Raw genomic sequence first — 22974 nt, 5'->3', positions numbered from 1 at the left:
TAAGCGGAGATGTAGCAAAAACTTCGAACTTCGCCTTCTTAGGTGTAGTCGATTCCATTATGCTAGAGCTTGTATACGGTAATGATGAAAAATGGTTGAAGGATAAATTAGAAGCCTCTTGGACAGTATTGTGGAGAGGTATTTCACATCAATGATTATACAGAAAGAGGTGTTTATATATGAAGAAAACAATTAAAGAACAAAAGTTGGTATTAATTATTCTTTTAAGCAATATATTCATTGCATTTCTAGGTATAGGTCTCATCGTCCCCGTTATGCCATCTTTTATGAATATTATGCATTTATCGGGAAAAACGATGGGCTATCTTGTCGCCGTACTTTCGGTGGCACAACTACTTATATCACCGCTCGCAGGACGATGGGTTGACCACTATGGTAGAAAGAAAATCATCATAATCGGCCTGTTTCTTTTTGGTGTTTCAGAACTTATCTTTGGTTTAGGCACAAATGTAGCAGTGCTTTATATATCAAGGATTCTAGGGGGAATTAGTGCCGCCTTTATTATGCCAGGTGTTACTGCATATATTGCAGATATTACATCTGTTCAGGAACGGTCAAAAGCGATAGGGTATATTTCTGCCGCCATTAGTACTGGCTTTATTATCGGACCTGGCATCGGTGGCTTTATTGCAGAATACGGTATACGTATGCCCTTCTTCTTTGCGGCAGCTATTGCCTTTTTAGCATGCATTTCATCAATATTTATATTAAAAGCCGCTAACAAAGGAACAGCTTGCAGAAATTTCTGCTAATACAAAGCAAACAAACTTTATAGGCGAGTTCAAAAGATCACTTAATCCGCGTTACTTTACTGCCTTTATCATTGTATTTGTACTTGCTTTCGGTTTATCAGCATATGAAACAGTTTTCAGCCTATTTTCTGATCATAAATTTGGCTTCACGCCGAAGGATATCGCAGCTATTATTACAATCAGCTCAATCTTCGGAGTTGTTATGCAAGTATTTATGTTTGAAAAAATGGTAGATATACTGGGTGAAAAGAAACTGATCCAATTATGTTTAATTATAGGTGCAATATTGGCGGTGGCGTCCACTGTAATCTCTAGCTTTTTGGCAGTGCTGGCGGTAACTTGCTTCATCTTCCTCGCATTTGACTTGCTTCGCCCAGCATTGACGACTTTTTTATCAAAAGCTGCCGGGAAAGAGCAAGGATTTGTTGCCGGAATGAACTCAACCTATACAAGCTTAGGTAATATCGGTGGGCCAGCGATGGGTGGAATATTATTTGACGTAAACATCCATTATCCTTATCTTTTCGCTGCTGTCATTATGGTTATTGGCTTTGGTATTACAGTTATGTGGAAAGAAAACCAATTGGGAGAAAGCTTAGAGAAAAAATTAGAAAAGCACGAGGCACCTTTGGAACAATAAAAGGCCCAGATTGTACCTGTGATGATCATACAAAGTAGCTTTCCTTGTGGAGTTAGAAAACTATCTAACTCGAAAAGCTATACTCTTATCTTTGAACATTTGAACAAAAACCCCTTGTCCATACGGGACAGAATTAAGGAACTGACCTCATAAAGCGAGACAAATAAAAACACCTTTAAGTTGAAAAAGCGGGTATGTAATTACCTAAAAAGACAACTTGGAGGTGTTTTTCTTTATGGAGATGAGAGTGAGTTATCCAGCAGAAATAAAAATGAAAGCCTCACAGATGAGACTAGCTGGAGTGGCTGTTAAAGAAGTAGCCAGTTGGCGTACCGGCAGCTGGCTGTTTAAAAGGTGCTTTGCTCCCCGTATCACAGACAGGTGAGAATACCTCTTCGTACCTATGAACCTTTTTCGTTTCTAAGTAGTGATAACTTGTAATCAATAGCAAGATGATGTTGACATCATCGTAATTCGTTTTGCATATATATGCACTCGTATCCTACGTATTGGTTTTTTATTCTGTATGTTAAATTCAAAAGCATATTTATTTAAAAAGATCCCAACATAGTTGGCAGTTGGCGAGGAGCCTTTCTGTAGAAATCTTAAGTTAAATATAGAGTGCTTAATTGCTAAAAGCTATGTGGAGAAGCCACCTAGCTTTTGGAGAAGGTTTTTCACTTATTTAATAAAGAAACAGGAACTAAAATAATTATAAAATATAAAAATAAAGAATTGGCTTAGGAGAATGAACCGAGATTTTAATTGAATGCATGGATATGATCGACACTATCGCTTTGTCCTTGTTCACTTTTATACAATTGTTCAAGGATTTCTGCGGCAATATCCTCCATACTCTTGCCTGTCTGTTCTCCTTTTTTCCGCAGCCAGTCTTTAATATCAACTGACAGTGAAACTGACAGCAATTCCTCCTCCGATTCAATACTAAGCGCCTCATATTCCGGAACATACCTTACACGCCCTTATTTAGCCGAGCGTTTAATGAAGTCGGCTAACTCAACGGAAACACCATTTAACCGAGCATCTTTCATATGAATAATCCACCGGTCTTTTAACCGTTCCATATACAGATTGGCCACTGGGATCTGCTGTTAAAGCAGATCCATCACTTGATAGGTCAGGGAATAGACTGTCGGAAAATTGAGCACCGCATACCCAGGCTTCGTGCTGGGATTGCACACTTCAATGAAAATGATGTAAAGCACTTTTAAATATTCACATTTGGATGAATTCTCTCGCCTTCAAATATCAATATTTATGATATTAAATAGGTAATTAAATCGTTTTACAATAGTTAAGTGCATATTTAATATAAAGTTATCTAAATATTTCGTCTACTGGAAGGGGAGAAAAGACCTTGAACTGTAAAGTCCTTTATTTCAAAAGATCAAAAGAAACATGAATTCATGCTCTTAAACAATGAAAAATTTAAAACAAGAGGTATGTTTCTGCTTCTCGCCAGTTGCCGGGAAAGTTGTTCATTTTCTCATTCTTATACAAACACTCGGCCAATAATGTAAATAGGAAGGTGTCTGTATGTATCTAGAAATTAATGACATTAAAAACCTAAAAATTGGTCTTATCGGTTTTGGAGAAGCAGGGCAAATTTTTGCCAAAGAACTCATTGAACGTAAGAATCAAGTATGGATTTACGATATTTTATTAGAGAATAACGATGGTATTTTTTGGTTAGAATAAGCAAAATAGGCGTTAATGCCGCTGAAAGAATTGAACAAATTGGAGAGTATTGCGATGTTATTTTTTCATTAGTAAGCAGTTCAGCTTCCCAAACAGTAGCGGAAGGAGTGGTCAAGGGAATAAAAAAGGGTGCAATATTTTTAGACCTTACTACAAGCACTCCTCAAGTAAAAACAAAGAATGAAATGCTGATTGCATCTAATAACGGTATTTATGTAGACGTTTCCATTATGGGTACTGTGGCTACAGAACAGATGCGAGTTCCCTTGCTGATAGCTGGAGAGCATTCGGAAAAGTGGAATTACTGTTAAACTCAGTGGGATTTAACGCTCAAGCTATAAATCATCCCAATGGTAGAGCAGCCAGTATTAAATTGTTAAAAAGCATTTTTACGAACAGTTGGAAGCGCTTACCTTAGAAACACTGATTACTTCTAAGCATTATGGAGTTTCAGATAAAGTCATGCAGAGCATTTCAAAAACAATCAACAATAATGACTTTAGTACTTTTGCTGAGGCTCTTATTACTACCCATGTCATTCATAAGAACCGTCGGTATAAAGAAGTTCTGGACAGCTGTGAATTAATTAAGAATGCTGAACTCCAATCCTGTGTAACAGAAGGAGTAATAACGTTCTTCTCAAATTCGATGGAAACCGAGATAGACCAAGAGATAATTCAATCCAAGAGTGTCAGCAAAATTCTTGATCATTATTTATTAGTAAATACAAGAAGCCAGCAAGAAAATACTTTTTAAAAGCGCAATCACAACAGGGCTTGGCCTGATATCGTTTAAAAAGTTTTGAAAAACAAAATATAATTCACAATTTAAAAGGGGGTATTAAAATGTTCTTAAAGATAAATAGAGTTAAAATGCTTGGTGTTATGCTTTTGAGTTTTACTCTGGTTTTATCAGCTTGTTCGAACAAACAAAGTGTTAGTAAAAGTGGAAGCGCATCAGAGACATATCCTTCTGATCCCATTGAGGTAATCGTTTCATACTCAGCCGGTGGAAGTTCCGATCTTGGAACACGTACACTTATGCAGTATGTAGAAAAAGAACTTGGCGTACCAGTAGTTGTAGTAAACAAACCAGGCGGCGGTGGCTGGGTTGGCTGGGAAGAACTTTTAAATTCTGAGCCAGATGGAAATACGATTGCACTTATTAACACACCAAATTTAACGACGGGCTATATGGACCCTAATGCAGGCCGTGACGAAAACTTGGACGACTTTGAATTAATCGCAAATCAAATTACTGATCCCGGAGTAATTGCAATTAGGAAAGATGAAGATCGATTTAATTCTCTAGAAGAGCTAATGGAATATGCAAAGAAGAAGACTACTACTACTACATCGACAGGTGTTATGGGCGATGATCATATTGCAGCATTAAAAATGAACAAAACCTTTGGTACAAAATTTAACGCTGTTCAAAACGGTGGCACAGGTGAAAGTACAACAGCTGTACTGGGTGGCCATGTAGACGTATTGTTTGCAAATGTTGGTGATGTGACGACATTGTACAATGATAAAGAAATCAAAGTCCTTGCAGTAATGAGTAAAGAGCGTTCACCACTTCTACCTGATGTCCCAACTTTAGAAGAGGAAGGATTTGAAGGGGTTGTTTCTTCGTCAAGTCGTGGATATGCTGCACCAAAAGGTGTAGATGAGGAAAAAATGAAAGTATTACGTGATGCATTTGAAAAAGCCATTCAAAATGAAGAGCATATTAAGAAAATGGAAGAGACAGGATTGCAGGTTAACTATCAAGATCCTGAAGCTTATAAAGCTTCCTTACAGAAAGAAGAAAAAGAAATTGAAGGAATTAAAGATCTATTGAATTGGTAAAGTAGTAGTTATGTAAATTAGGGGGAGAAAGAGAAAGCTCTTTCTTCCTATCACTTATATTTCCGTACTAAATTCTATTAAATGTGCTCTAAATAATAGTAGAAAAAATACTAAAGGACTGATGTCTTTTGAAAAACTTAAGCTTTTACGTAGGCCTTTTCTTCCTTGTCTTCGCTGGAATTATTTTTTGGCAATCACTCTCGCTTGAGTATTACAGCGAGTATGGACCAGGACCTGGATTCCTTCCAGCTTGGACAAGCGGAATTATCATTGTTTTGTCACTGATCTACATATTCCTTGCATTAAAAAAAGAAAAAATCCTATTTGAGAATGTTTTACCAAAAGGTGCAGGTTTGGTAAGTCTACTAGCAAGTATGGGGTCTTTATTACTTTTTATCGTGATCGTTCCCTATGCAGGTTTTCTCTTAAGCAGCATTCTTACGCTATCTCTGTTATTCAGTCGCGGTTATAAGTGGTACTGGGGACTTGGAATGTCTACGGTTGTTGCTTGTGTAGTTTTTTGGGTTTTTGGAAGTCTGCTCGGCATTCCGTTGCCAGTAAATAAATACGGTTGGTAGGAGGATGTAATGGAATCACTAGGCTATCTATTATCAGGTTTCGGTGAAGCATTAACATGGGCTAATTTGCTTTATTGTTTGATCGGGGTTTCTCTTGGCATGTTTATTGGTGTATTGCCAGGGCTTGGTCCCACAGCTGGCACGGCTCTACTTCTTCCACTGACTTTTGCTCTTGAACCTATTTCAGCGATTATTATGCTTTCAGGTATATACTATGGATCTATGTACGGTGGGACGATCACGTCTGTTTTAATAAACACTCCGGGAGAGGCCGCTTCACTAATCACTTGTTTTGATGGGCATCCTCTGGCAAAACAGGGGCGAGCGGGTGTAGCCTTGGGAGTTTCTGCTATTGGCTCGTTTTTAGGCGGCTGTGTTTCAATCATAGGCCTTGTGTTAATTGGTCCTGCTCTTGCAAGAGTAGCACTGCAATTTGGGCCTCCGGAATTTTTTGCATTAGTGTTTATGGGAATGGCACTGCTGCTTGGTCTAATGGGAAAATCATTAATCAAAGGTGGAATCAGTGCCCTATTTGGATTAACTTTAGCGTTTATTGGAATGGATCAGAGTACAGGTGCCCTTCGTTTTACGTTTGATCAGACACACTTAATGAGTGGTATTGATTTTATTTCTGTGGCGATGGGACTCTTTGGTTTATCAGAGCTGTTTTTAAATGCTGAATCTCAAATGGGGGCAAATGCTCAAAAGCCGCCGAAAGTGAGCGGGCTTTTTCCGAAACGAGATGAGTGGAAGCCTACAATGAAATCAATAGGGAGAGGTAGTATCTTAGGCTTTTTTATCGGTTTAATCCCAGGGACAAATTCAGTTATTCCTACTATATTAAGCTACTCTATGGAAAAAAAGCTCGCGAAGGACCCTTCCCGATTTGGTAATGGAGCAGTAGAGGGAGTTGCTGGACCAGAGACGGCAAACAATTCATATAGCGGCGGCGCTTTAATTCCTTTATTTACGTTGGGCATACCGAGTTCTCCTACTATTGCTGTTTTATTAGGAGCGTTTGTAATGCACGGACTTACTCCAGGACCTACCTTATTCCAAAAGGAGCCTGATTTTGTCTGGGCAGTTATTGCCAGTATGTTTATCGGAAACGTAATGCTGTTATTTATGAATTTACCAATGGCGAATTTATGGGCTAAAATCACCATGATTCCTTTCCGGTTACTGTTTCCGATCATCATTATGATTATTCTTGTAGGTACTTACAGTTTAAATAACAGTTTATTTGATGTGGGAGCAATGTTGATCTTTGGTATTATTGGCTATTTTCTTAAAAAAGCTGATTTTCCTCTGGCGCCTATTATTTTAGCTTTTGTTCTAGGTGAACTGCTTGAACAAACATTACTTCAGTCATTGACTATTTTTGAAGGAAACTTTTTTGGATTCTTTATTCGTCCTATCTCTGGAACAATTTTGGTCATTGCGATTATTGCTATTGTTATTACAATGATTTCATCATTAAAAAATAAACGTTTAGTAACAGAAGATGTTGAAATGTAATAATCAGTTTTGATGAATTTCTAATCTTACTAGGAAGCTTGTAAAAGTGAACTAGCTATGACAGAGTTCCTGATAATGATTGGGAACTTTTACTGTTATAAAAGTTCTGAAAAATGAAAAGGCAATTACGCCAGTCAAAGTCTAAGGAAAATTATATACTAGTTTTCAAAAACTTAAAGAAAAAGGGAGTAGCCAACAAAACAGCCCAGTTGAACACTTAAACTATTTGGATGATAGGAATGGAGTGAAAGACTTGAGAAAAATTGCTTTTTTAGGACCGGCAGGAACGTTCACTGATAGCGTTGTCTCAGGTGCGTTTCCGGATGATGAACGCATTCCATGTGTTACGATTCCGGAATGTATGGATTTTGTACTGTAGGACCAGGTGGATTTCGCTGTTGTGCCGATTGAAAACACAATTGAAGGCACGGTCAATATGACCATCGATCATCTTTTTCATGAAGCTAATCTGACAATTATAGGGGAGTTAACAGCACCCATCCAGCAGCACTTGCTCGTTCATCCAAATCATGCCCTGCATTGGACGAAGGCCGAGCGTATATTGTCGCATTCTCATGCCATTGCGCAGTGTCATAAATTTTTGCATCGTGAATTTCATGGTGTTCCGGTCCAGCAAATGACATCAACAGCCGCTGCCGCAAAATATGTGAAAGAACATCCAGAGCAGTGTATTGCCGCTATTGCCAACTCATTATCGGCAGAAGAATACGGACTGTTTACGGCCCAGGCGGATATTCATGATTTCAACTTTAACCATACCCGTTTTCTGGTGCTGTCCAAAACCCATGAAGAATTGACATTTTCATTGCCTCAAATAGGTGGCAAAACGACGATTATTGTGACACTGCCGACTGATCGGCCCGGCACTCTGCACCAAGTCCTCGCAACTTTTGCCTGGCGAAACTTGAATCTTGCTAAAATCGAATCACGGCCGCTTAAAACCGGTCTTGGCAACTACTTTTTCATTATAGATGTTGCCCAGCGTATGGATGATGTGCTTGTGCCTGGTGCATTCGCTGAAATGGAAGCACTCGGCTGTCGGGTACAAGTGCTTGGGAGTTATTATGGGTATGAAGTTGGGCAAACCGAAAGCAAAGTATAAAAAAGACTGCCGTCATTTTTAGCACAGGAATCAAAAGACCTTTAAACAGCCAGCTGCCGGTGTATAACCGGCGGCTGGTTATTTGGTTTCTCTACCTACATTACCCGAATCATCTCCGGAAAAAAATGAAATACACTAGTATAGCAAATCAGCGGTTCTTTCCATTTAGCAGCCTCTATGATGCCGCCTTTAAATGGATTTGACTGGTTTGATTTGCTGCAGGCTATTAGGTTTATACCAGCACCAGTCTTGCCAATGGTGACAGGAACGTTTAACCAAACTCTTCCTGAAAGAGATGATCCAACGTTTCTAAAGCCTTTTGCTTAAGCAGTGTTTGCTTTATGTGAGTAAGTTTATAAACTGTATAATCTGGAGGGGAATCTGTAAGCTCATAAATTTTGTAATTCCCCCGTTTAATTGCTTCATTAGCTATCCAGCTTGGGACAATCGCCCACTGCATGGGATCTTGGAGAAGATATAAAAGTAAATGAGTACTGTCTAATTTTGTTCTGGAAATCGACAAAGGATCCCACCAATAGCGATGCCAGGATTGATATTCGAGCCCCCACGGCATAAATAATTCGTAATTAGAGTCTAATTCTTTAGGGTCAAGTTTCTCTGAACTATAGCCACTCGTATCAGAAGGCTTAAGAACGACCATAGGCGATATAAAGCACTTTTCAACATTCACATTTGGATGAATTCTTTCTCTAAGGGTGTAGGCTACATCAATATGTCTTTTTTCGACTTCTGAGTATAAAATATCAGAATGTAAAGTATGGATTTGAAGCTTTATTGGAGGCTGATGGTTACTTAGTTTTTTAAAGACCCTTGGCAAAACAAAGGTATTAGTGCTGTCAACTCCCCCAATGGTTAAAGATAATCGTGGACCTTGAGTTTTTAACAGATTTGCTTCTTGTTCTATACGACTCCATTCTTCTGCTAATTTATAAAATTCTTCACCTAAAGGAGTTAACATGATTTGTTTTATTCCTTTCCCACGCTCAATTAATTGAACCCCAAATTCTTTTTCAAGTACCTTAATTCGCTGACTAACAGTCGTTTGCGCTACGTGTAATTCTTGTGCTGCGCCGCTGATCGTTTTTGTTCGAACAACTGCGAGAAAAGTTTCAATAGAATCAAAATCCATTATTCCGCCTCCGAATAGCAATTTTTATGTTATTAAATAGGTAATTTATTCGTTTTACAATCATTATATTAATATTTAATATAAAGTTAATTAAAGATTTTGTCTAATTGAATGGGGGAGAGAAATAACATCGAACTGTAAAGTCATTTATCTTGAAAGGGCATTCAAAGTAATGCAATAAATAGTAAACGCCTTCAAAAGTCCAGGCATAGAGGTTAAATACTAGGCTCAATTGATTGATGTAGAAAAAGAGCAGGCAGTACATGAAGTGAAATATTTAATTACGGGATCTTATTCTTTTATATATGAGGTGAATTTTATGAAAACTTTAATTCTCGACCCTATTGATTCAGAGGCCTTGGAATACGCGATAGAGAGATTAGATATAGTTGATTGGAGAAATGTAGAGAGTAAAGACTACCCTATTGCAGAAGCAGTTATTGTACGGACATTTAAAATGACAAAAGAAATAATGGATCAAATGCCAAACCTAAAAATAATCGCAAAGCATGGAGTGGGAGTAGACAATATAGATTTGGATTATGCAAAGAGCAAAGGGATTATAGTGACAAATACTCCTCAAGCGAATATGAACTCAGTTGCTGAATTTGTTATTGCTCTAGCATTAAACTGTGCCAGGAAAGTTACCATGGCACATAATATGGTTAAAGAAGGTATTGAAAAAAATTCTCCATTTGAATTGGCTGGTTTTGAGCTGCAAAATAAAACTGTTGGATTAATTGGACTGGGACGTATAGGTACATTAGTAGGTACGAAACTAAAAGCGGCTTTTAATACGAAAGTGCTTGTATATGATCCGTACGCAAGCGAATCAATCTGTGAAAAAGAAGGATTTGTAAAGTGCGAACATTTAGATCAAGTACTAAAAGAAAGTGAGATAGTTAGTGTCTCAGTACCTTTGACAAAGGATACAGAGAATTTGATTTCCGTACGTGAGCTCTCCTTGATGAAAGAAAATGCAGTCCTAATTAATACATCAAGAGGAAAAGTGATCAATGAAAAGGATCTATATGATGCATTACAGCAAAACAAATTATTTGGTGCAGCTATCGACGCATTTGCCGAAGAACCTGTTTCAAAAGAGCATCCATTGTTAACATGTAATAACTTTATTGGAACTCCGCATAATGGAGCGAATACAAGAGATGCGCTTATTCGAATGGGAACAGAGGCTGTCGATGAAATCGTTAGGCTGATGAGTAATGAGGAATCTTTAAACAGGGTTGTAATGTCTTAATGAAGTTAGATATGAAATAATTGTAATCGCTTTCCTGTGATCGTGACTAGAGATGTGTTAGAAACTGTACTCCGTGTATCCTTTGAAAATATAAGTAAAGTCGAAGCAGGGAACAACGCCTGACAATGTAGTGATACCGACTTCACCTGCTGTTTGACACTTAATAAATGAAATAAAAATAGAAAAGAGGAATTAAGTTATGTCTAATGTTGGAATGCGTGTATACTCAAATATTAATCGGCCAACTAAAGAAGTAATAAAGCAGTTTAATGGTTTGCCAGTCTCTGTAATTGCGGATAATATGAATCGTATGTTTTGCATGAATTCTAAAATTCGCCCAATTAATGATGTGCCTTTACTTGGGCCTGCTTTTACAGTTAAAACACGTCCCGGTGACAACCTAATTTTTCATAAAGCACTTGACCTCGCTCAACCTGGCGATATATTAGTTGTGGATGCTCAGGGTGATTTAACGAATGCGATTATGGGTGAATTAATGGCATTATGGGCTCAAAAAAGAGAATTAGGCGGGATCATAATTGATGGTGCTATTCGCGATGTAAGGGCTTTAAAAGAAATGGACATCCCAATCTACGCAGCAGGAGTTAATCCGCGAGGTCCCTATAAAGACGGACCTGGAGAAATTAATGTTCCTATTTCTTGTGGAGGTGTAGTAGTTCAACCTGGCGATATTTTAGTCGGTGATGATGACGGTGTTGTGGTCATTAATCCAAAGGACACGGATGAATTGCTAGAAAAATCTAAAGCTAAACTGCTTAAAGAACAACAGGAAATGGAAGCTATCAGTAATATGAATTGGGACCGAACATGGGTTGATAAAAATCTTGAAGACCGAGGCTGCGAGTTTACAGATAAGTCATTCACTTTAAAATGAAATTAGTCTAAATAATTTGAATTAAGGTTATTGAGACTAACTATGGTGTATGCTATGTTTTGATAACTTGCGTATTCTGGCGTCAACTATTCCAAGAGTGTAAGCTATTTAAGTAGTGCTGATGGCAACCGCTTTCTATGGACTGCTCTAGAATTTCCCGGGCATTTATCAGGGGATTGGGAAGTTAAACTAGAGCTTTCCATTCTTTAGATTTAAGGCATTTGAAAACCTTTATATTAAGGGAACTTACAAATGAAGTACATGATAACGATGAAATTTTCACTATATAAATTAGAAGGAAATCGATGTTACAGCGAAGTCTTTATCAGAAGGAGAGTAACATAATGCAGAATTCATTACAAAAAAAGACTCGATTTCGTTGGATAGTCATGACCGTAATCTTTATAACTTACATGATTGCCGGGGCAGACAGGGCTAATATAAGTGTGGTTATTCCATATTTTCAAAAAGAATTTGAGTTGAGTAATACTGATATTGGTGCAATGGCTAGTCTTTTTTATCTCGGATATGCTCTTATCCAGATTCCATCTGGGTTTATCTATAGTAAATTCGGAACGCGTAAAATATTTACCTTCTCTATGATTGTTACTTCAGTGGCAACATTTTTTATGGGTACGGCTACTTCAGCTCTCCAACTTAAAATTGGAAGACTTTTACTAGGCGTGGCAGAGGGACCACTTCCAGTCGGAATTATTACTACTATTAACCGATGGTTCCCTGGGAAGGAGAAGGGGACGGCGACAGGTATTTATATGTCGGCCATCAAGTTTGCTCCGGCGATCGTTCCTCCGTTGTGTGCGTTTATTATTTTACATTTTGGCTGGCGTGAGGTTTTCTATGTATTTGCTATTCCGGGTATATTATTCTCTCTAGTTTGGTTCTGGCTGGTAAGGGATACTCCAGAAGAAAGCCCGTACTGCTCAAAAGAGGAACTAGATTATATCAGATCTGAGGAACTTTCAACTCTTGATGTAAAATCAAAAGGAACTAAGAAAAAATATTCCATGAAATGGTTGGATAAAATTATTCGTACCAAGAAAGTAGGTTCTCTTGATACAACTAAGAAGGTTTTTCTCTCATGGAATATATGGGGTTGTACGCTAGGTTACTTTTTCATGGTCGGTATTGTTTATGCCATTATGACATGGATACCTACTTATTTGGTAGACGTTAAAAAGTATTCGATTATGGAGATGGGATTTGTTGCTTCAGCTCCATGGATAGGGGCTATGTTAGGAAACCTAATTGGCGGATGGCTTTCAGATAACCTCTTTAATAAACGTCGAAAGCCTCTTATGATCGTGACTGCAGCATCAACTATTTTCAGTATGTATGCATTGTTGTACGCACCAAATGACCCAATGTTTTTAGGTATCCTTCTTCTTGTTACTGGTATCCTATTAAACCTTGGATATTCTACGTTTTTGGCATATCCTATGGGAATCGCATCTAAAGAGAAATTACCACTTGCAGCTTCGATTGTTAATACAGGAGGCTCATTAGGCGGTGCTTTTGCTCCATTCATAGTAGGTTTAATTTTAGATACATTTAATTGGGATACGGTGTTTATGTTCTTATCAGCCTGCTCTTTAATGACGTTCATCCTTCTCTTCACTATTATTGAACCGAGGGAAAAGCTTGATCTAGAAATGGAAGAGGAAGGTTATAAAAAAGCCATGCCCTAATTAAGTTAATATAAAACGTATTGTAATCGCTTTCTAATGGGGCATGTGCTCATCTAAGTCGATTCTTGTATTTTGATATGAATGTTTAAGGTATCTGTTATTTATATCAAAATGTTGGACTTGTCGATGCTATGACTCTAAAAGAATCGATATATTGTATATAAAAGTTAATAGATCTAACCATTTTTTCATTGACCTCTTATGAGACAAGTAAACTGTTTCTCTTAAAAGAGAAGCAGTTTATTTTATTCCTATTAATGCTATTAGTGAAGGGACAGATTAAGTATGGATTTGACAACCCAAAAAATCAAAAAAGTTCTAGTGGCAAATCGTGGGGAAATTGCTATTCGCGTATTCCGAGCCTGCACAGAACTACATATCCGGACAGTAGCTGTTTACTCGAAGGAAGATTCAGGTTCATATCATCGCTATAAAGCCGACGAAGCGTACTTGGTAGGAGAAGGAAAAAAACCGATTGATGCTTATCTTGATATCGAGGGCATCATTGAAATTGCCAAGCAGGCAGAGGTCGATGCCATTCATCCCGGCTACGGATTTTTATCTGAAAATATCGAATTTGCGAGACGCTGTGAAGAGGAAGGTATTATCTTTATTGGACCAAAATCCGCTCACCTTGATATGTTTGGCGATAAAGTAAAAGCACGCACACAGGCAATAAAAGCGGAAATTTCCGTTATTCCAGGTACAGACGGACCGGTCGGTAGTTTAGATGAAGTCATTGAATTCGGGAAAAAATATGGCTTCCCTATTATCATCAAAGCCGCCCTTGGCGGCGGCGGACGCGGCATGCGGATTGTTCAAAACCTCGGAGAAGTACGTGAGGCGTACGACCGTGCGAAGTCTGAAGCCAAAGCAGCCTTTGGCAACGATGAAGTGTATGTAGAAAAATTTGTTCAAAATCCAAAGCACATTGAAGTTCAGATTATCGGCGACCACGAAGGAAATGTCGTTCACTTGTATGAACGTGACTGTTCGGTTCAGCGCCGCCACCAAAAAGTAGTGGAGGTTGCACCAGCCGTTTCGATTTCGGAAGACCTGCGTGACCGTATTTGTGAAGCAGCTGTGAAGCTGATGAAAAATGTGGACTACTTGAACGCTGGAACCGTGGAGTTCTTAACCGCAGGTGAAGACTTTTACTTTATTGAAGTGAATCCGCGCGTCCAGGTTGAACATACGATTACCGAGCTGATTACAGGAATCGATATTGTACAGACACAGATCCTTGTGGCAGAAGGCCATGGCCTGCACAGCGACAAAGTCGGCATTCCTGAGCAGAAAGACATTCGCACGATGGGGTATGCGATCCAGTCACGCGTTACAACAGAAGACCCTGAAAACGGCTTTATGCCGGATACAGGCCGCATCATGGCTTACCGTTCCGGCGGCGGCTACGGCGTTCGCTTAGACTCCGGGAATAGCTTCCAAGGGGCCGTAATCACGCCATACTATGATTCGCTTCTCGTAAAAGTATCAACTCATGCAATGACATTTGAACAGGCAGTCTCGAAAATGGCGCGTAATCTGCAGGAATTTCGGATCCGCGGAATTAAAACAAACATTCCGTTTTTGGAAAACGTCATGCGTCATGAAGATTTTATTTCAGGCAACTATGATACGTCTTTTATTGACAAATCACCTGAGCTGTTTGTCTTCCCGAAACGAAAAGACCGCGGAACAAAAATGCTCAATTATATCGGTACTGTCACCGTGAATGGATTCCCGGGTGTGGAGCAGAAGAAAAAGCCTGTGTTTGACACACCGCGCATCCCGAAAGTGAAATTGTCCGAAAAGCCGGCACACGGAACGAAGCAGATCCTGGACGAGCAGGGAGCGGACGGTCTTGTAAACTGGGTAAAAGAACAAAAAAAAGTACTCTTAACGGATACGACAATGCGCGATGCCCATCAGTCCTTGCTGGCAACACGGGTTCGTACAACAGATTTAACACACATTGCACCGGCAACAGCCCGCCTTCTTCCAGAATTGTTCTCAATGGAAATGTGGGGAGGAGCGACGTTTGATGTGGCGTACCGTTTCTTGAAAGAAGATCCGTGGAAGCGTCTTGAAACGCTTCGCAAGCAGGTACCGAATATTCTATTCCAAATGCTGCTTCGAGCATCGAATGCAGTCGGCTACAAAAACTATCCGGACAACGTCATTAAAGAGTTTGTCCAGCAGTCTGCCGAGTCCGGTATTGATGTATTCCGTATTTTCGACAGCTTAAACTGGGTGAAAGGCATGGAGGTTGCCATCGATGCAGTCCGCCAGTCCGGTAAAATCGCCGAAGCGGCGATTTGTTATACAGGAGATATCGATGATCCATCCCGTGCGAAATACAATGTAGAATACTACAAAAACATGGCGAAAGAGCTCGAAGCACAGGGTGCCCATATTCTGGGCATTAAAGATATGGCCGGACTTCTTAAGCCGCAGGCTGCCTACCGCCTGATTTCTGAATTGAAAGAAGCGGTTGATATTCCGGTTCACCTGCATACGCACGACACGAGCGGCAACGGTGTACTGATGTACATGAAAGCCATTGAAGCAGGTGTGGATATTGTCGATACGGCTCTCAGCACAATGGCGGGGCTTACATCACAGCCAAGCGCCAACACGCTTCACTATGCACTTGAAGGAACAGACCGGGCTCCGTCTGTCCGCATCGATGCGCTTGAAAAAGTTTCTTACTACTGGGAAGATGTCCGCAAGTTTTATGCGCCGTTCGAAAGCGGGATGCTTGCGCCGCATACGGAAATTTACGAGCATGAAATGCCGGGCGGCCAGTACTCAAACCTTCAGCAGCAGGCAAAAGGCGTCGGTCTTGGTGACCGCTGGGATGAAGTCAAAGACATGTACCGCCGTGTGAATTTAATGTTCGGCGATATTGTTAAAGTCACACCGTCTTCTAAAGTAGTCGGGGATATGGCCCTCTTTATGGTCCAAAATGAACTAACGGAAGAGGAAGTACTGCTTCGCGGCGACAAAATTGATTTCCCTGACTCTGTCATTGAGCTGTTTGAAGGTTATCTTGGCCAGCCGGCTGGCGGCTTCCCAGAGCAGCTGCAGAAAGTGATCTTAAAAGGAAAATCACCGATTACCGTTCGTCCGGGTGAACTTTTGGAAGACGTCGATTTCGATGCACTACGTAAAGAGCTGGAGCAGGAAATCGGGGAAGAACCAACAGATCATGATGTGATTGCGTATGCCCTGTATCCAAAAGTGTTTACAGATTATGCAAAAGTCAAAGCACAGTATGGCGATATTTCGGTTCTCGATACACCAACGTTCCTGTACGGCATGCGTCTCGGTGAAGAAAAAGAAATTGAGATTGAAACAGGAAAAACACTGATTGTGAAACTCGTTTCGATCGGCCACCCGCAGGCGGATGGAACGCGCATTTTAACTTTTGAGCTGAATGGCCAGCCGCGTGATGTGGTGATTAAAGATGAAAGCATCAAATCAGCCGTCAATGCGAAAGTGAAAGCAGATCCTAAGAATGAGGGTCATATTGCGGCCACAATGCCGGGTACGGTCATTAAAGTTATCCTTGAAAAAGGCGATAAAGTGAAGCGCGGGGATCATCTTATGATTACCGAAGCGATGAAAATGGAGACAACGGTACAGGCGCCATTTGATGGAACGATAAAAAGTATTCACATTCAGAATGGTGAATCGATTAGCACGGGAGATTTATTAGTGGAATTAGTGAAGTGAAAAATAGATGAGGTAATTCTAAACTTTCCGGCTATCATTTATACAAGTAATCTCCTTGTTACTTAAAAGGAGAGCGTCCAATATCTTGACGAGCCGCATTAAGTCGCGACCTACAAAGTTTTGTTTGGCATTCAAAAGAACAAGAAATGGCAGTTGAAAAGTTTAAGGAAAATTAGTAACCGAATAATAACCGCTTGGTGAATTTAGAAAGGCGAGATAGCTATGCTTCAAAAACAAATTGTGATTGGGCTGGATCCTGGGCTTGAATCAAGAGCAGCCTCTCATTTTGTCCAAAAAGCTTCTTCCTTCAACAGTGACATTTTGCTGATAAAGAATGAAAAAAAGGTAGCAGCGAAAAGCATTATGGGCATCATGGCGTCAGCGATTCGTCAAGGGGACAGCGTAACGCTCATCACAAATGGACGGGATGAAGAAAAAGCAATTCATGTACTAGGTGATATTCTTATTAACAAATTTGATGAATAAATAAAACGATTATAGGGCTAAGGCGTTTCTTTTATAAGAAACGCCTTAGTTTATTGGGAATAGTAGTAATTCGTTCGGAAATTCATTATTTCTGCAAGAGAATCAGTCTGAGTCAATGCCGAATGCCTTCAATTCTGGAGAATACCGCACACTTCCTTGTTTAGCTGAACGGGGACTGACCCCATAGAGTGAGTCAAACAAAAACACCTTCCATTCTGGAGGATGTTTTTTAGTAACTCATTATATGTATCACCAGTCTAAGCGGTTCAAGAACGTAAAAACATCTTCGTATACTGTTTCACGTTCTTTATCTAACGTAATGATATGTGCGGAATTTTCATACCACTTTAAGTTTTTATGTTCTGTTTGTATCTTTTGATATATAATTTTGGCGCTTTCTTTATAAATAGTATCATCTAGCTGGCCTTGTAACACGAGGGTTGGAGAAGATACTAAATTGAGCTTTTTTTCGGTATTGTCAATGAGTTGCTGTAGTTCTTTTAGGGAGGGCATACCTGCTTGTTTTAAGTTTTCTATTTCATTTAAAATTTGTTCTTCGCTTTTCCCTTCAAACTTTTTATACCCTTCTGCATAGCGAAGGACACGTTTATATAAATCATCTGTGCTCTTGCTTTTCACAGGAGCGCACATCGAAACGATTGCATGAACTGGTAATTCGGCTCCCAATTTCAAAGAAAAAGTCCCTCCTAGGGAGACACCCGCCACAGCAATTTTCCCGAAGCCTTCATTTTTTAGAAAAAAGTAGCCGTTGACTGCATCTTGCCACCAAGTTTCTGGACCTGTCTTTATAAGTTCTTCAGGTTCTAATCCATGTCCGCTGTATAAAGGAGCATGGCAAGTATAGCCTCGTGTATTTAGATAACGCCCTAGCATTCTTACATCCCGGGTATTCCCAGTAAATCCATGTAACAGTAGAACAGCTTTATCTCCGCCTTTATATGTAAACGACTTAGGTACAGCGATTTTCATAGTACTAGCTCCTTTTATGTAGGATTTTTATTCTTTCATATAATAGAAGGGCTTTTATAATAGCCTTAAGCATATTTATTATATTGTTGACTCTATTTTGGCAAAGTGATCTAGAATAAAGTATTTAATACAACAAGTCATTTCGATTAGGAATGTCTTTGTTACTGCTTTACACTGCTGTAACTATTTTTCTTTAAAACTAAAAAGGTAACAAATTTACACTACATTTTCAAAAGATATTAGGCTAGAAAGGATGCCTATCTACTTATATAGAAGAACTTTTCTGGTTATCCAAGGACTGACCCGCATTATTGACATCACCAACGAAAATTTCTAACTCATTCCATTAGTTGTTTATACGGATCAACCACATCTCGGAAATCAATCGTCATAGCGGAAGTCGACGAAATTTCACGAGAGGAAAGCCTAATAGTTGGATTAAATATGCACTAAAGCGATCTTTCCCTGAAGCGAGCCCCAAAATTTAGATAGGTTATTTTGCTGAGCAGTTTAGGCATGAGTCTGGTATTATATCGGGTTCTCGACTTTTAATTTTACTGTAGTGGACTTAATGGTTACAATATTCAATATAAGAGGCGAATTCATGGTTGAACAAAAAATTAGAGCCACATTCACCTTCAAGATCTTCGATTATTATTTTGATACAAATCAAACAGAGCATAGCCTTTTTGTAGAAAACTTAAGATAAACACAAAGCTCTTAATTACTAACAAGCTATGTAGTTTTCTTCCACATAGCTTTTGAAGAAGGTTTTTCACTTATTTAATAAAGAAATAAGAACTAGTTGCCTCAGATAATTCAGCTACGATTTTGATTGAGTACTTGAAAATCATTATTTTGACCTTGCTCGCGTCTATACACTTCCTCAAGGATCTCTGCCGCAATATCCTGCATACTCTTGCCGGTCTGTTCACCTTTCTTACGAAGCCAATCCTTAATATCCACAGACAGCGAAACCGACAACAATTCCTCCTGAGATTCAATGCTGAGCGCCTCATACTCCGGAACATACCGAACACGTCCTTGTTTAGCCGCACGTTTAATAAAGTCGGCTAACTCAACCGGAACACCATTTAACCGTGCATCTTTCATATGAATCACCCATCGATCTTTTAAGCGTTCCATATATAGATTGGCCACAGGAACCTGCTGATAAAGCAGATCCATCGTTTGATAAGTGAGGGAATAGACTGCCGGCAGATTGAGCACCGTATATCCAGGCTTGGTGCTGCGTTTGCCCATCTCAATGGAATAGTCGGGTGTTAACCTGTGTGTATAAATCCCTTCCATGTAGCTGAAAGTATCATCCGTTCCCGGCACAATAAAGTACCAGTCACCTAAACCTTTGCGCATAAGTCTTGCTTCCGGAATGGATGGGGAAGAAAAGCGCTGGTACACCGCTTCTTTCGCTTTTTTATTGTAATACTGGCGCTGTGAAAGCTGGTCTTCCCAAATTTTCTTTTCGTGCAGCTCTCTGAATTCTTTTAGGTCGCTTTCTTTAATGAGAGGAATCGTTCGCCCTTTTACCTGTCCTTTAGAAGTTAAAGACGTGTTTGCCTTTTCATCAACAGATTTGGTCTACTGTTGACCAGTAAAATAGAATACAACATAAATGCAATTTTGTTGTATTTGACACACCCCGGATTTTAAAGATCTGGGGTGTTTTTTCGGTTGCTTATCCTCTAAGAAAGTTGTTTGATTTAGTGTTGACAATCCAATTAGCCCTTATAAATAAAAGAGAGAACAAGGCTCGATTACCTTGTTCTCCGCTCCATAAAATTGGGCTGTTTGCTTTTCTTTTAGTGCTTTGTGAACCTGTCCTTACTATAAGACATTTAAAGGGGATCGCATAAATGCGGTGTACAGAACACCACTGCTTCAGAAAAGTCAACTTCCTTCATACACAAATAAAGGTTTAATCATTCAGCGTAATAGAAAAATTTAATTTTTCTGCTCCTATGTTTTTTTGTGTGAGCGCATGCAATAACTTGCCGAAGAAACGAGTTTTTATCATGTTATGAAAGCATGTGTTACAGGAATATCTTTTAAACTAAACTGATTTTTTGATTATTTTCTGGCTAGTCGTTTTTGCTTGTACCGAACTGCTTTTGATAAACAATACTAATACGAAGCCAATCAGGAGCATAGCGCTAAGGAATATAAGTCCTGCACCTGTAGAGCCTGTTGCATCCTTCAGCATTCCTACAGCATACGGTCCAAGAAAACCACCTAGATTTCCAATAGAGTTAATTACGGCAACACCTACAACTGTTGTGGAGGGAGCTAGCAACATGGACGGCAGTGCGAAAAATGGTCCTTTAAAGCAATACATCCCGGCAAGAGACAGGGTGAGAAAGAACATTGAAAAAAATGGATTGCTTGTTAACCCGGCTCCAATTAAAGCAATAGCTCCAATGACCAGTGGAATAGCCGAATGCATTTTTCTTTCTCCAGTTCGATCAGAGCGTACTGCCCAGTAATTCATGGCAATTGTAGCCACAATAAAAGGAATCGTTGATATAAGACCGATTTGAGTATTGCTTAAAAAGCTTGATAGTTCTTTGATAATTTGAGGCATCCAATACCCAACACCAAGGCTTCCCGAAATATAAACAAAATAAATGATCGCCAAATACCACACTTTTTTATCAGTAAGCGCTTTTTTATGATCTTTATTTTGGACTTCTTTCTTTCCTTCATGCTCTTCTTTATCCTTGCGAAGTTCTTCAATCAGCCATGTTTTTTCTTCTTTAGAAAGCCATTTTGCTTCTTCAGGTTTATTGGTTAAATAAAAATACGTAACAATCCCTAGAATGACTGCTGGAGAGCCTTCTAAAATAAACATCCAGCGCCAGCCTGAAATTCCAAGCCACTCAATGTTATCCATAATCCATGTTGATAATGGACCGCCGATAATATAAGACACGGGAATGGCTGTCATAAACATAGCGATGGTACGGGCAAGTTCCTTTTTTCTAAACCAGGAATTTAAGTAAAGAATAATGCCGGGGAAAAAGCCGGCTTCCGCGACACCAAGCAAGAAACGGATAATATAAAGATGAAAAGCATCTTGAGCAAAAGCCGTAGCAACAGAAACAATCCCCCAGGTAATCAAAATTCGTGCAATCCATACTCTTGAGCCATAACGCTGCAGTAAGATGTTGCTTGGTACTTCAAATAAGAAATAACCAATAAAGAAGATACCAGAAATAAATCCAAATACTTCACTTGTGATGCCAAGATCTGCATTCATGTCCAAGGCCGCATATCCTATGTTTGCTCTGTCGAGATAAGATATGATGTACAAAATAAAAAGGAATGGGATAAGGCGCATGGTTACTTTTTTGATGGTTCGTTTTTCTACATCTTTTGAATAATCTTTCACTCTGATTCCTCCTAATGTTCATAATGAAATGGTCGTGGATTTCTGCTTAAACAAGCAATAAAATAAGTCCACAAAACAAAACAATCTCATCATCCAGTAATGAATTCTGTTCATATTTGTAAGGGTTTACATTAGTGAATAGACGTAAAATCTTTCGATAACCCTATTTGTAGAGTAGCAGCATAATGAACAGTCAATTTGTATAACTAATTTCCGAGATCCAAGAAAATTTGTTATACAAATTTCATGAATTGTGTTGAAATACTCACCATTTTTATTTATTATAGAGGCTATAAGAGCCTTTGTAAATCAATTTTTTAGAAAATAAGCATTTGTTTGTATACAAATTAAATAAAATTTGTTATACAAATTTGTTGTAACTAAAGCAACACTTCTTGTTAGGATGAAGAGAGAGGAAGGAACGAAACATGTCAAAAAAGGAAAAGATCTCGCAAGTTATCTCTCGTGAATTATTGAACCTGATTGAAAATGGAACATTCCCCCCCGGATCAAAGCTGCCCACTGAAATGGAGCTGACTGCCCAGTTTGGTGTTAGCAGAGTGCCTATACGTGAAGCGCTGAGTATGCTCCGGGCAGCAGGTATGATCTCTTCACGTCAGGGCGGGGGGACCTATGTAGAAGAAGCAACCAACCCAACATTGCTGCAGCGCGTACGAATGGAAAGTGACGATGTAGAAAGTATTAAGCATCTCTTTGAAATGAGAAAAATTTTGGAGCCTGAAGGAGCCTATTTAGCAGCACTCAGACGTACACCAGAACAGCTTGAACAAATGAAACAAATATTAAAAAGAATGGAAGATGAGTCGCTTCAAAAAGGAATGAGTGCCATTGATGCAGATATCGATTTTCACCGTTCTGTTATTTTGGCTACACACAATCCTATTATGGTTCAAACATTGGAAAGCTTATCTTCTTTATATAAGAGAGCTTTAGACATTACCCTTCGGCCCAATGCAGAACTTAGACAAAGGCGTGAAGCTGTTTATAAAGAGCATCATAATATTTTGATGGCCATCGAAGCAGAAGAACCAGAACTGGCCAAGATTCAATGTGTGATTCACCTTAAAAATGCAGAAAAGAAATTAAGCTTATTATTAAGAGACTATACGGTATAGGGAAAAGGGGA

At 39.2% G+C, this 22974-nt stretch carries 17 protein-coding genes and 2 pseudogenes; 14 read left to right on the top strand and 5 right to left on the bottom strand.

Translation table 11 applies throughout. From position 1 onward, the window contains the following. Positions 1–179: 179 nt before the first annotated feature. A pseudogene (locus RG959_RS09755) lies at positions 180–1413 on the top strand (MFS transporter). Positions 1414–2174: 761 nt separating this feature from the next. Here RG959_RS09755 and RG959_RS09750 read toward each other — a convergent pair. Next, positions 2175–2339, bottom strand: a complete 165-nt coding sequence (locus tag RG959_RS09750) for a hypothetical protein (protein ID WP_342796936.1) — start codon at positions 2337–2339, stop codon at positions 2175–2177. Between the two features lie 631 nt (positions 2340–2970). On the opposite strand from RG959_RS09750, the gene RG959_RS09745 reads away from it, so the two are divergent. From RG959_RS09745 to pheA, 7 genes and pseudogenes are all read left to right on the top strand, one after another. Then, positions 2971–3132, top strand: a complete 162-nt coding sequence (locus RG959_RS09745; RefSeq protein ID WP_342796935.1) for a hypothetical protein — start codon at positions 2971–2973, stop codon at positions 3130–3132. Next, entirely contained in the window at positions 3120–3443 is a 324-nt protein-coding gene (locus RG959_RS09740) for an NAD(P)-binding domain-containing protein (RefSeq protein ID WP_342796934.1), read from the top strand. The genes RG959_RS09745 and RG959_RS09740 overlap by 13 nt, the downstream gene beginning before the upstream one ends. An 88-nt stretch (positions 3444–3531) precedes the next feature. Then, the gene (locus RG959_RS09735) at positions 3532–3888 is read left to right on the top strand and encodes a DUF1932 domain-containing protein (protein ID WP_342796933.1); all 357 of its coding nucleotides are present in this window, start codon (positions 3532–3534) and stop codon (positions 3886–3888) included. An 89-nt stretch (positions 3889–3977) separates the two neighbouring features. Then, the gene (locus RG959_RS09730) at positions 3978–4982 is read left to right on the top strand and encodes a tripartite tricarboxylate transporter substrate binding protein (RefSeq protein WP_342796932.1); all 1005 of its coding nucleotides are present in this window, start codon (positions 3978–3980) and stop codon (positions 4980–4982) included. 128 nt (positions 4983–5110) lie between these two features. Then, the gene (locus RG959_RS09725) at positions 5111–5560 is read left to right on the top strand and encodes a tripartite tricarboxylate transporter TctB family protein (RefSeq protein WP_342796931.1); all 450 of its coding nucleotides are present in this window, start codon (positions 5111–5113) and stop codon (positions 5558–5560) included. Between the two features lie 9 nt (positions 5561–5569). Beyond that, positions 5570–7078 (top strand): tripartite tricarboxylate transporter permease, encoded by a 1509-nt coding sequence (locus tag RG959_RS09720; RefSeq protein WP_342796930.1) that lies wholly within the window; start codon positions 5570–5572, stop codon positions 7076–7078. Between the two features lie 253 nt (positions 7079–7331). Beyond that, a pseudogene (gene pheA / locus RG959_RS09715) lies at positions 7332–8201 on the top strand (prephenate dehydratase). Positions 8202–8472: 271 nt separating this feature from the next. Here pheA and RG959_RS09710 read toward each other — a convergent pair. After that, positions 8473–9351: a LysR family transcriptional regulator gene (locus tag RG959_RS09710; protein WP_342796929.1), complete on the bottom strand. Its 879-nt coding sequence runs from the start codon at positions 9349–9351 to the stop codon at positions 8473–8475. A 319-nt stretch (positions 9352–9670) separates the two neighbouring features. On the opposite strand from RG959_RS09710, the gene RG959_RS09705 reads away from it, so the two are divergent. The 5 genes from RG959_RS09705 (at position 9671) to RG959_RS09685 (ending at position 17431) form a co-directional block, all read left to right on the top strand. Continuing rightward, on the top strand, positions 9671–10609 hold the full coding sequence (locus RG959_RS09705) for a hydroxyacid dehydrogenase (RefSeq protein ID WP_342796928.1): 939 nt from the start codon (positions 9671–9673) through the stop codon (positions 10607–10609). 199 nt (positions 10610–10808) lie between these two features. Next, positions 10809–11504 carry an RraA family protein gene (locus RG959_RS09700; RefSeq protein ID WP_342796927.1) on the top strand — a complete coding sequence of 232 codons (696 nt, stop codon included), beginning with the start codon at positions 10809–10811 and terminating at the stop codon, positions 11502–11504. Positions 11505–11848: 344 nt separating this feature from the next. Further along, positions 11849–13210 carry an MFS transporter gene (locus tag RG959_RS09695; RefSeq protein ID WP_342796926.1) on the top strand — a complete coding sequence of 454 codons (1362 nt, stop codon included), beginning with the start codon at positions 11849–11851 and terminating at the stop codon, positions 13208–13210. A gap of 285 nt (positions 13211–13495) precedes the next feature. Next, positions 13496–16945 carry a pyruvate carboxylase gene (pyc, locus tag RG959_RS09690; protein ID WP_342796925.1) on the top strand — a complete coding sequence of 1150 codons (3450 nt, stop codon included), beginning with the start codon at positions 13496–13498 and terminating at the stop codon, positions 16943–16945. 222 nt (positions 16946–17167) lie between these two features. Then, positions 17168–17431 carry an HPr family phosphocarrier protein gene (locus tag RG959_RS09685; RefSeq protein ID WP_342796924.1) on the top strand — a complete coding sequence of 88 codons (264 nt, stop codon included), beginning with the start codon at positions 17168–17170 and terminating at the stop codon, positions 17429–17431. A 249-nt stretch (positions 17432–17680) separates the two neighbouring features. Here RG959_RS09685 and RG959_RS09680 read toward each other — a convergent pair whose 3' ends face one another. The 3 genes from RG959_RS09680 to RG959_RS09670 all read right to left on the bottom strand — a co-directional run bounded on the left by RG959_RS09680 (position 17681) and on the right by RG959_RS09670 (position 21827). Next, entirely contained in the window at positions 17681–18421 is a 741-nt protein-coding gene (locus RG959_RS09680; protein WP_342796923.1) for an alpha/beta hydrolase, read from the bottom strand. A gap of 819 nt (positions 18422–19240) precedes the next feature. Further along, on the bottom strand, positions 19241–19795 hold the full coding sequence (locus RG959_RS09675) for a hypothetical protein (protein ID WP_342796922.1): 555 nt from the start codon (positions 19793–19795) through the stop codon (positions 19241–19243). 697 nt (positions 19796–20492) lie between these two features. Beyond that, positions 20493–21827, bottom strand: coding sequence for an MFS transporter (locus RG959_RS09670; protein ID WP_342796921.1), 1335 nt, complete (start codon positions 21825–21827; stop codon positions 20493–20495). 428 nt (positions 21828–22255) lie between these two features. Here RG959_RS09670 and RG959_RS09665 point away from each other — a divergent pair, with 428 nt between their 5' ends. Then, entirely contained in the window at positions 22256–22963 is a 708-nt protein-coding gene (locus RG959_RS09665) for a FadR/GntR family transcriptional regulator (protein WP_342796920.1), read from the top strand. The last annotated feature ends 11 nt before the right edge of the window (positions 22964–22974 follow it).

Source organism: Domibacillus sp. 8LH (assembly GCF_038806185.1).
In the GTDB taxonomy this organism is placed as follows: Bacteria; Bacillota; Bacilli; order Bacillales; family Domibacillaceae; genus Domibacillus; species Domibacillus indicus_A.
This window is presented reverse-complemented; position numbering and strand designations above follow the sequence as displayed.

Bases quoted from the DNA above. Each gene is read 5' to 3' on its own strand.
- RG959_RS09745 (WP_342796935.1), top strand. From the start codon at position 2,971: ATGTATCTAGAAATTAATGACATTAAAAACCTAAAAATTGGTCTTATC.
- RG959_RS09730 (WP_342796932.1), top strand. From the start codon at position 3,978: ATGTTCTTAAAGATAAATAGAGTTAAAATGCTTGGTGTTATGCTTTTG.
- RG959_RS09720 (WP_342796930.1), top strand. From the start codon at position 5,570: ATGGAATCACTAGGCTATCTATTATCAGGTTTCGGTGAAGCATTAACA.
- RG959_RS09710 (WP_342796929.1), bottom strand. From the start codon at position 9,351: ATGGATTTTGATTCTATTGAAACTTTTCTCGCAGTTGTTCGAACAAAA.
- RG959_RS09705 (WP_342796928.1), top strand. From the start codon at position 9,671: ATGAAAACTTTAATTCTCGACCCTATTGATTCAGAGGCCTTGGAATAC.
- RG959_RS09700 (WP_342796927.1), top strand. From the start codon at position 10,809: ATGTCTAATGTTGGAATGCGTGTATACTCAAATATTAATCGGCCAACT.
- RG959_RS09695 (WP_342796926.1), top strand. From the start codon at position 11,849: ATGCAGAATTCATTACAAAAAAAGACTCGATTTCGTTGGATAGTCATG.
- pyc (WP_342796925.1), top strand. From the start codon at position 13,496: ATGGATTTGACAACCCAAAAAATCAAAAAAGTTCTAGTGGCAAATCGT.
- RG959_RS09685 (WP_342796924.1), top strand. From the start codon at position 17,168: ATGCTTCAAAAACAAATTGTGATTGGGCTGGATCCTGGGCTTGAATCA.
- RG959_RS09680 (WP_342796923.1), bottom strand. From the start codon at position 18,421: ATGAAAATCGCTGTACCTAAGTCGTTTACATATAAAGGCGGAGATAAA.
- RG959_RS09675 (WP_342796922.1), bottom strand. From the start codon at position 19,795: ATGCGCAAAGGTTTAGGTGACTGGTACTTTATTGTGCCGGGAACGGAT.
- RG959_RS09665 (WP_342796920.1), top strand. From the start codon at position 22,256: ATGTCAAAAAAGGAAAAGATCTCGCAAGTTATCTCTCGTGAATTATTG.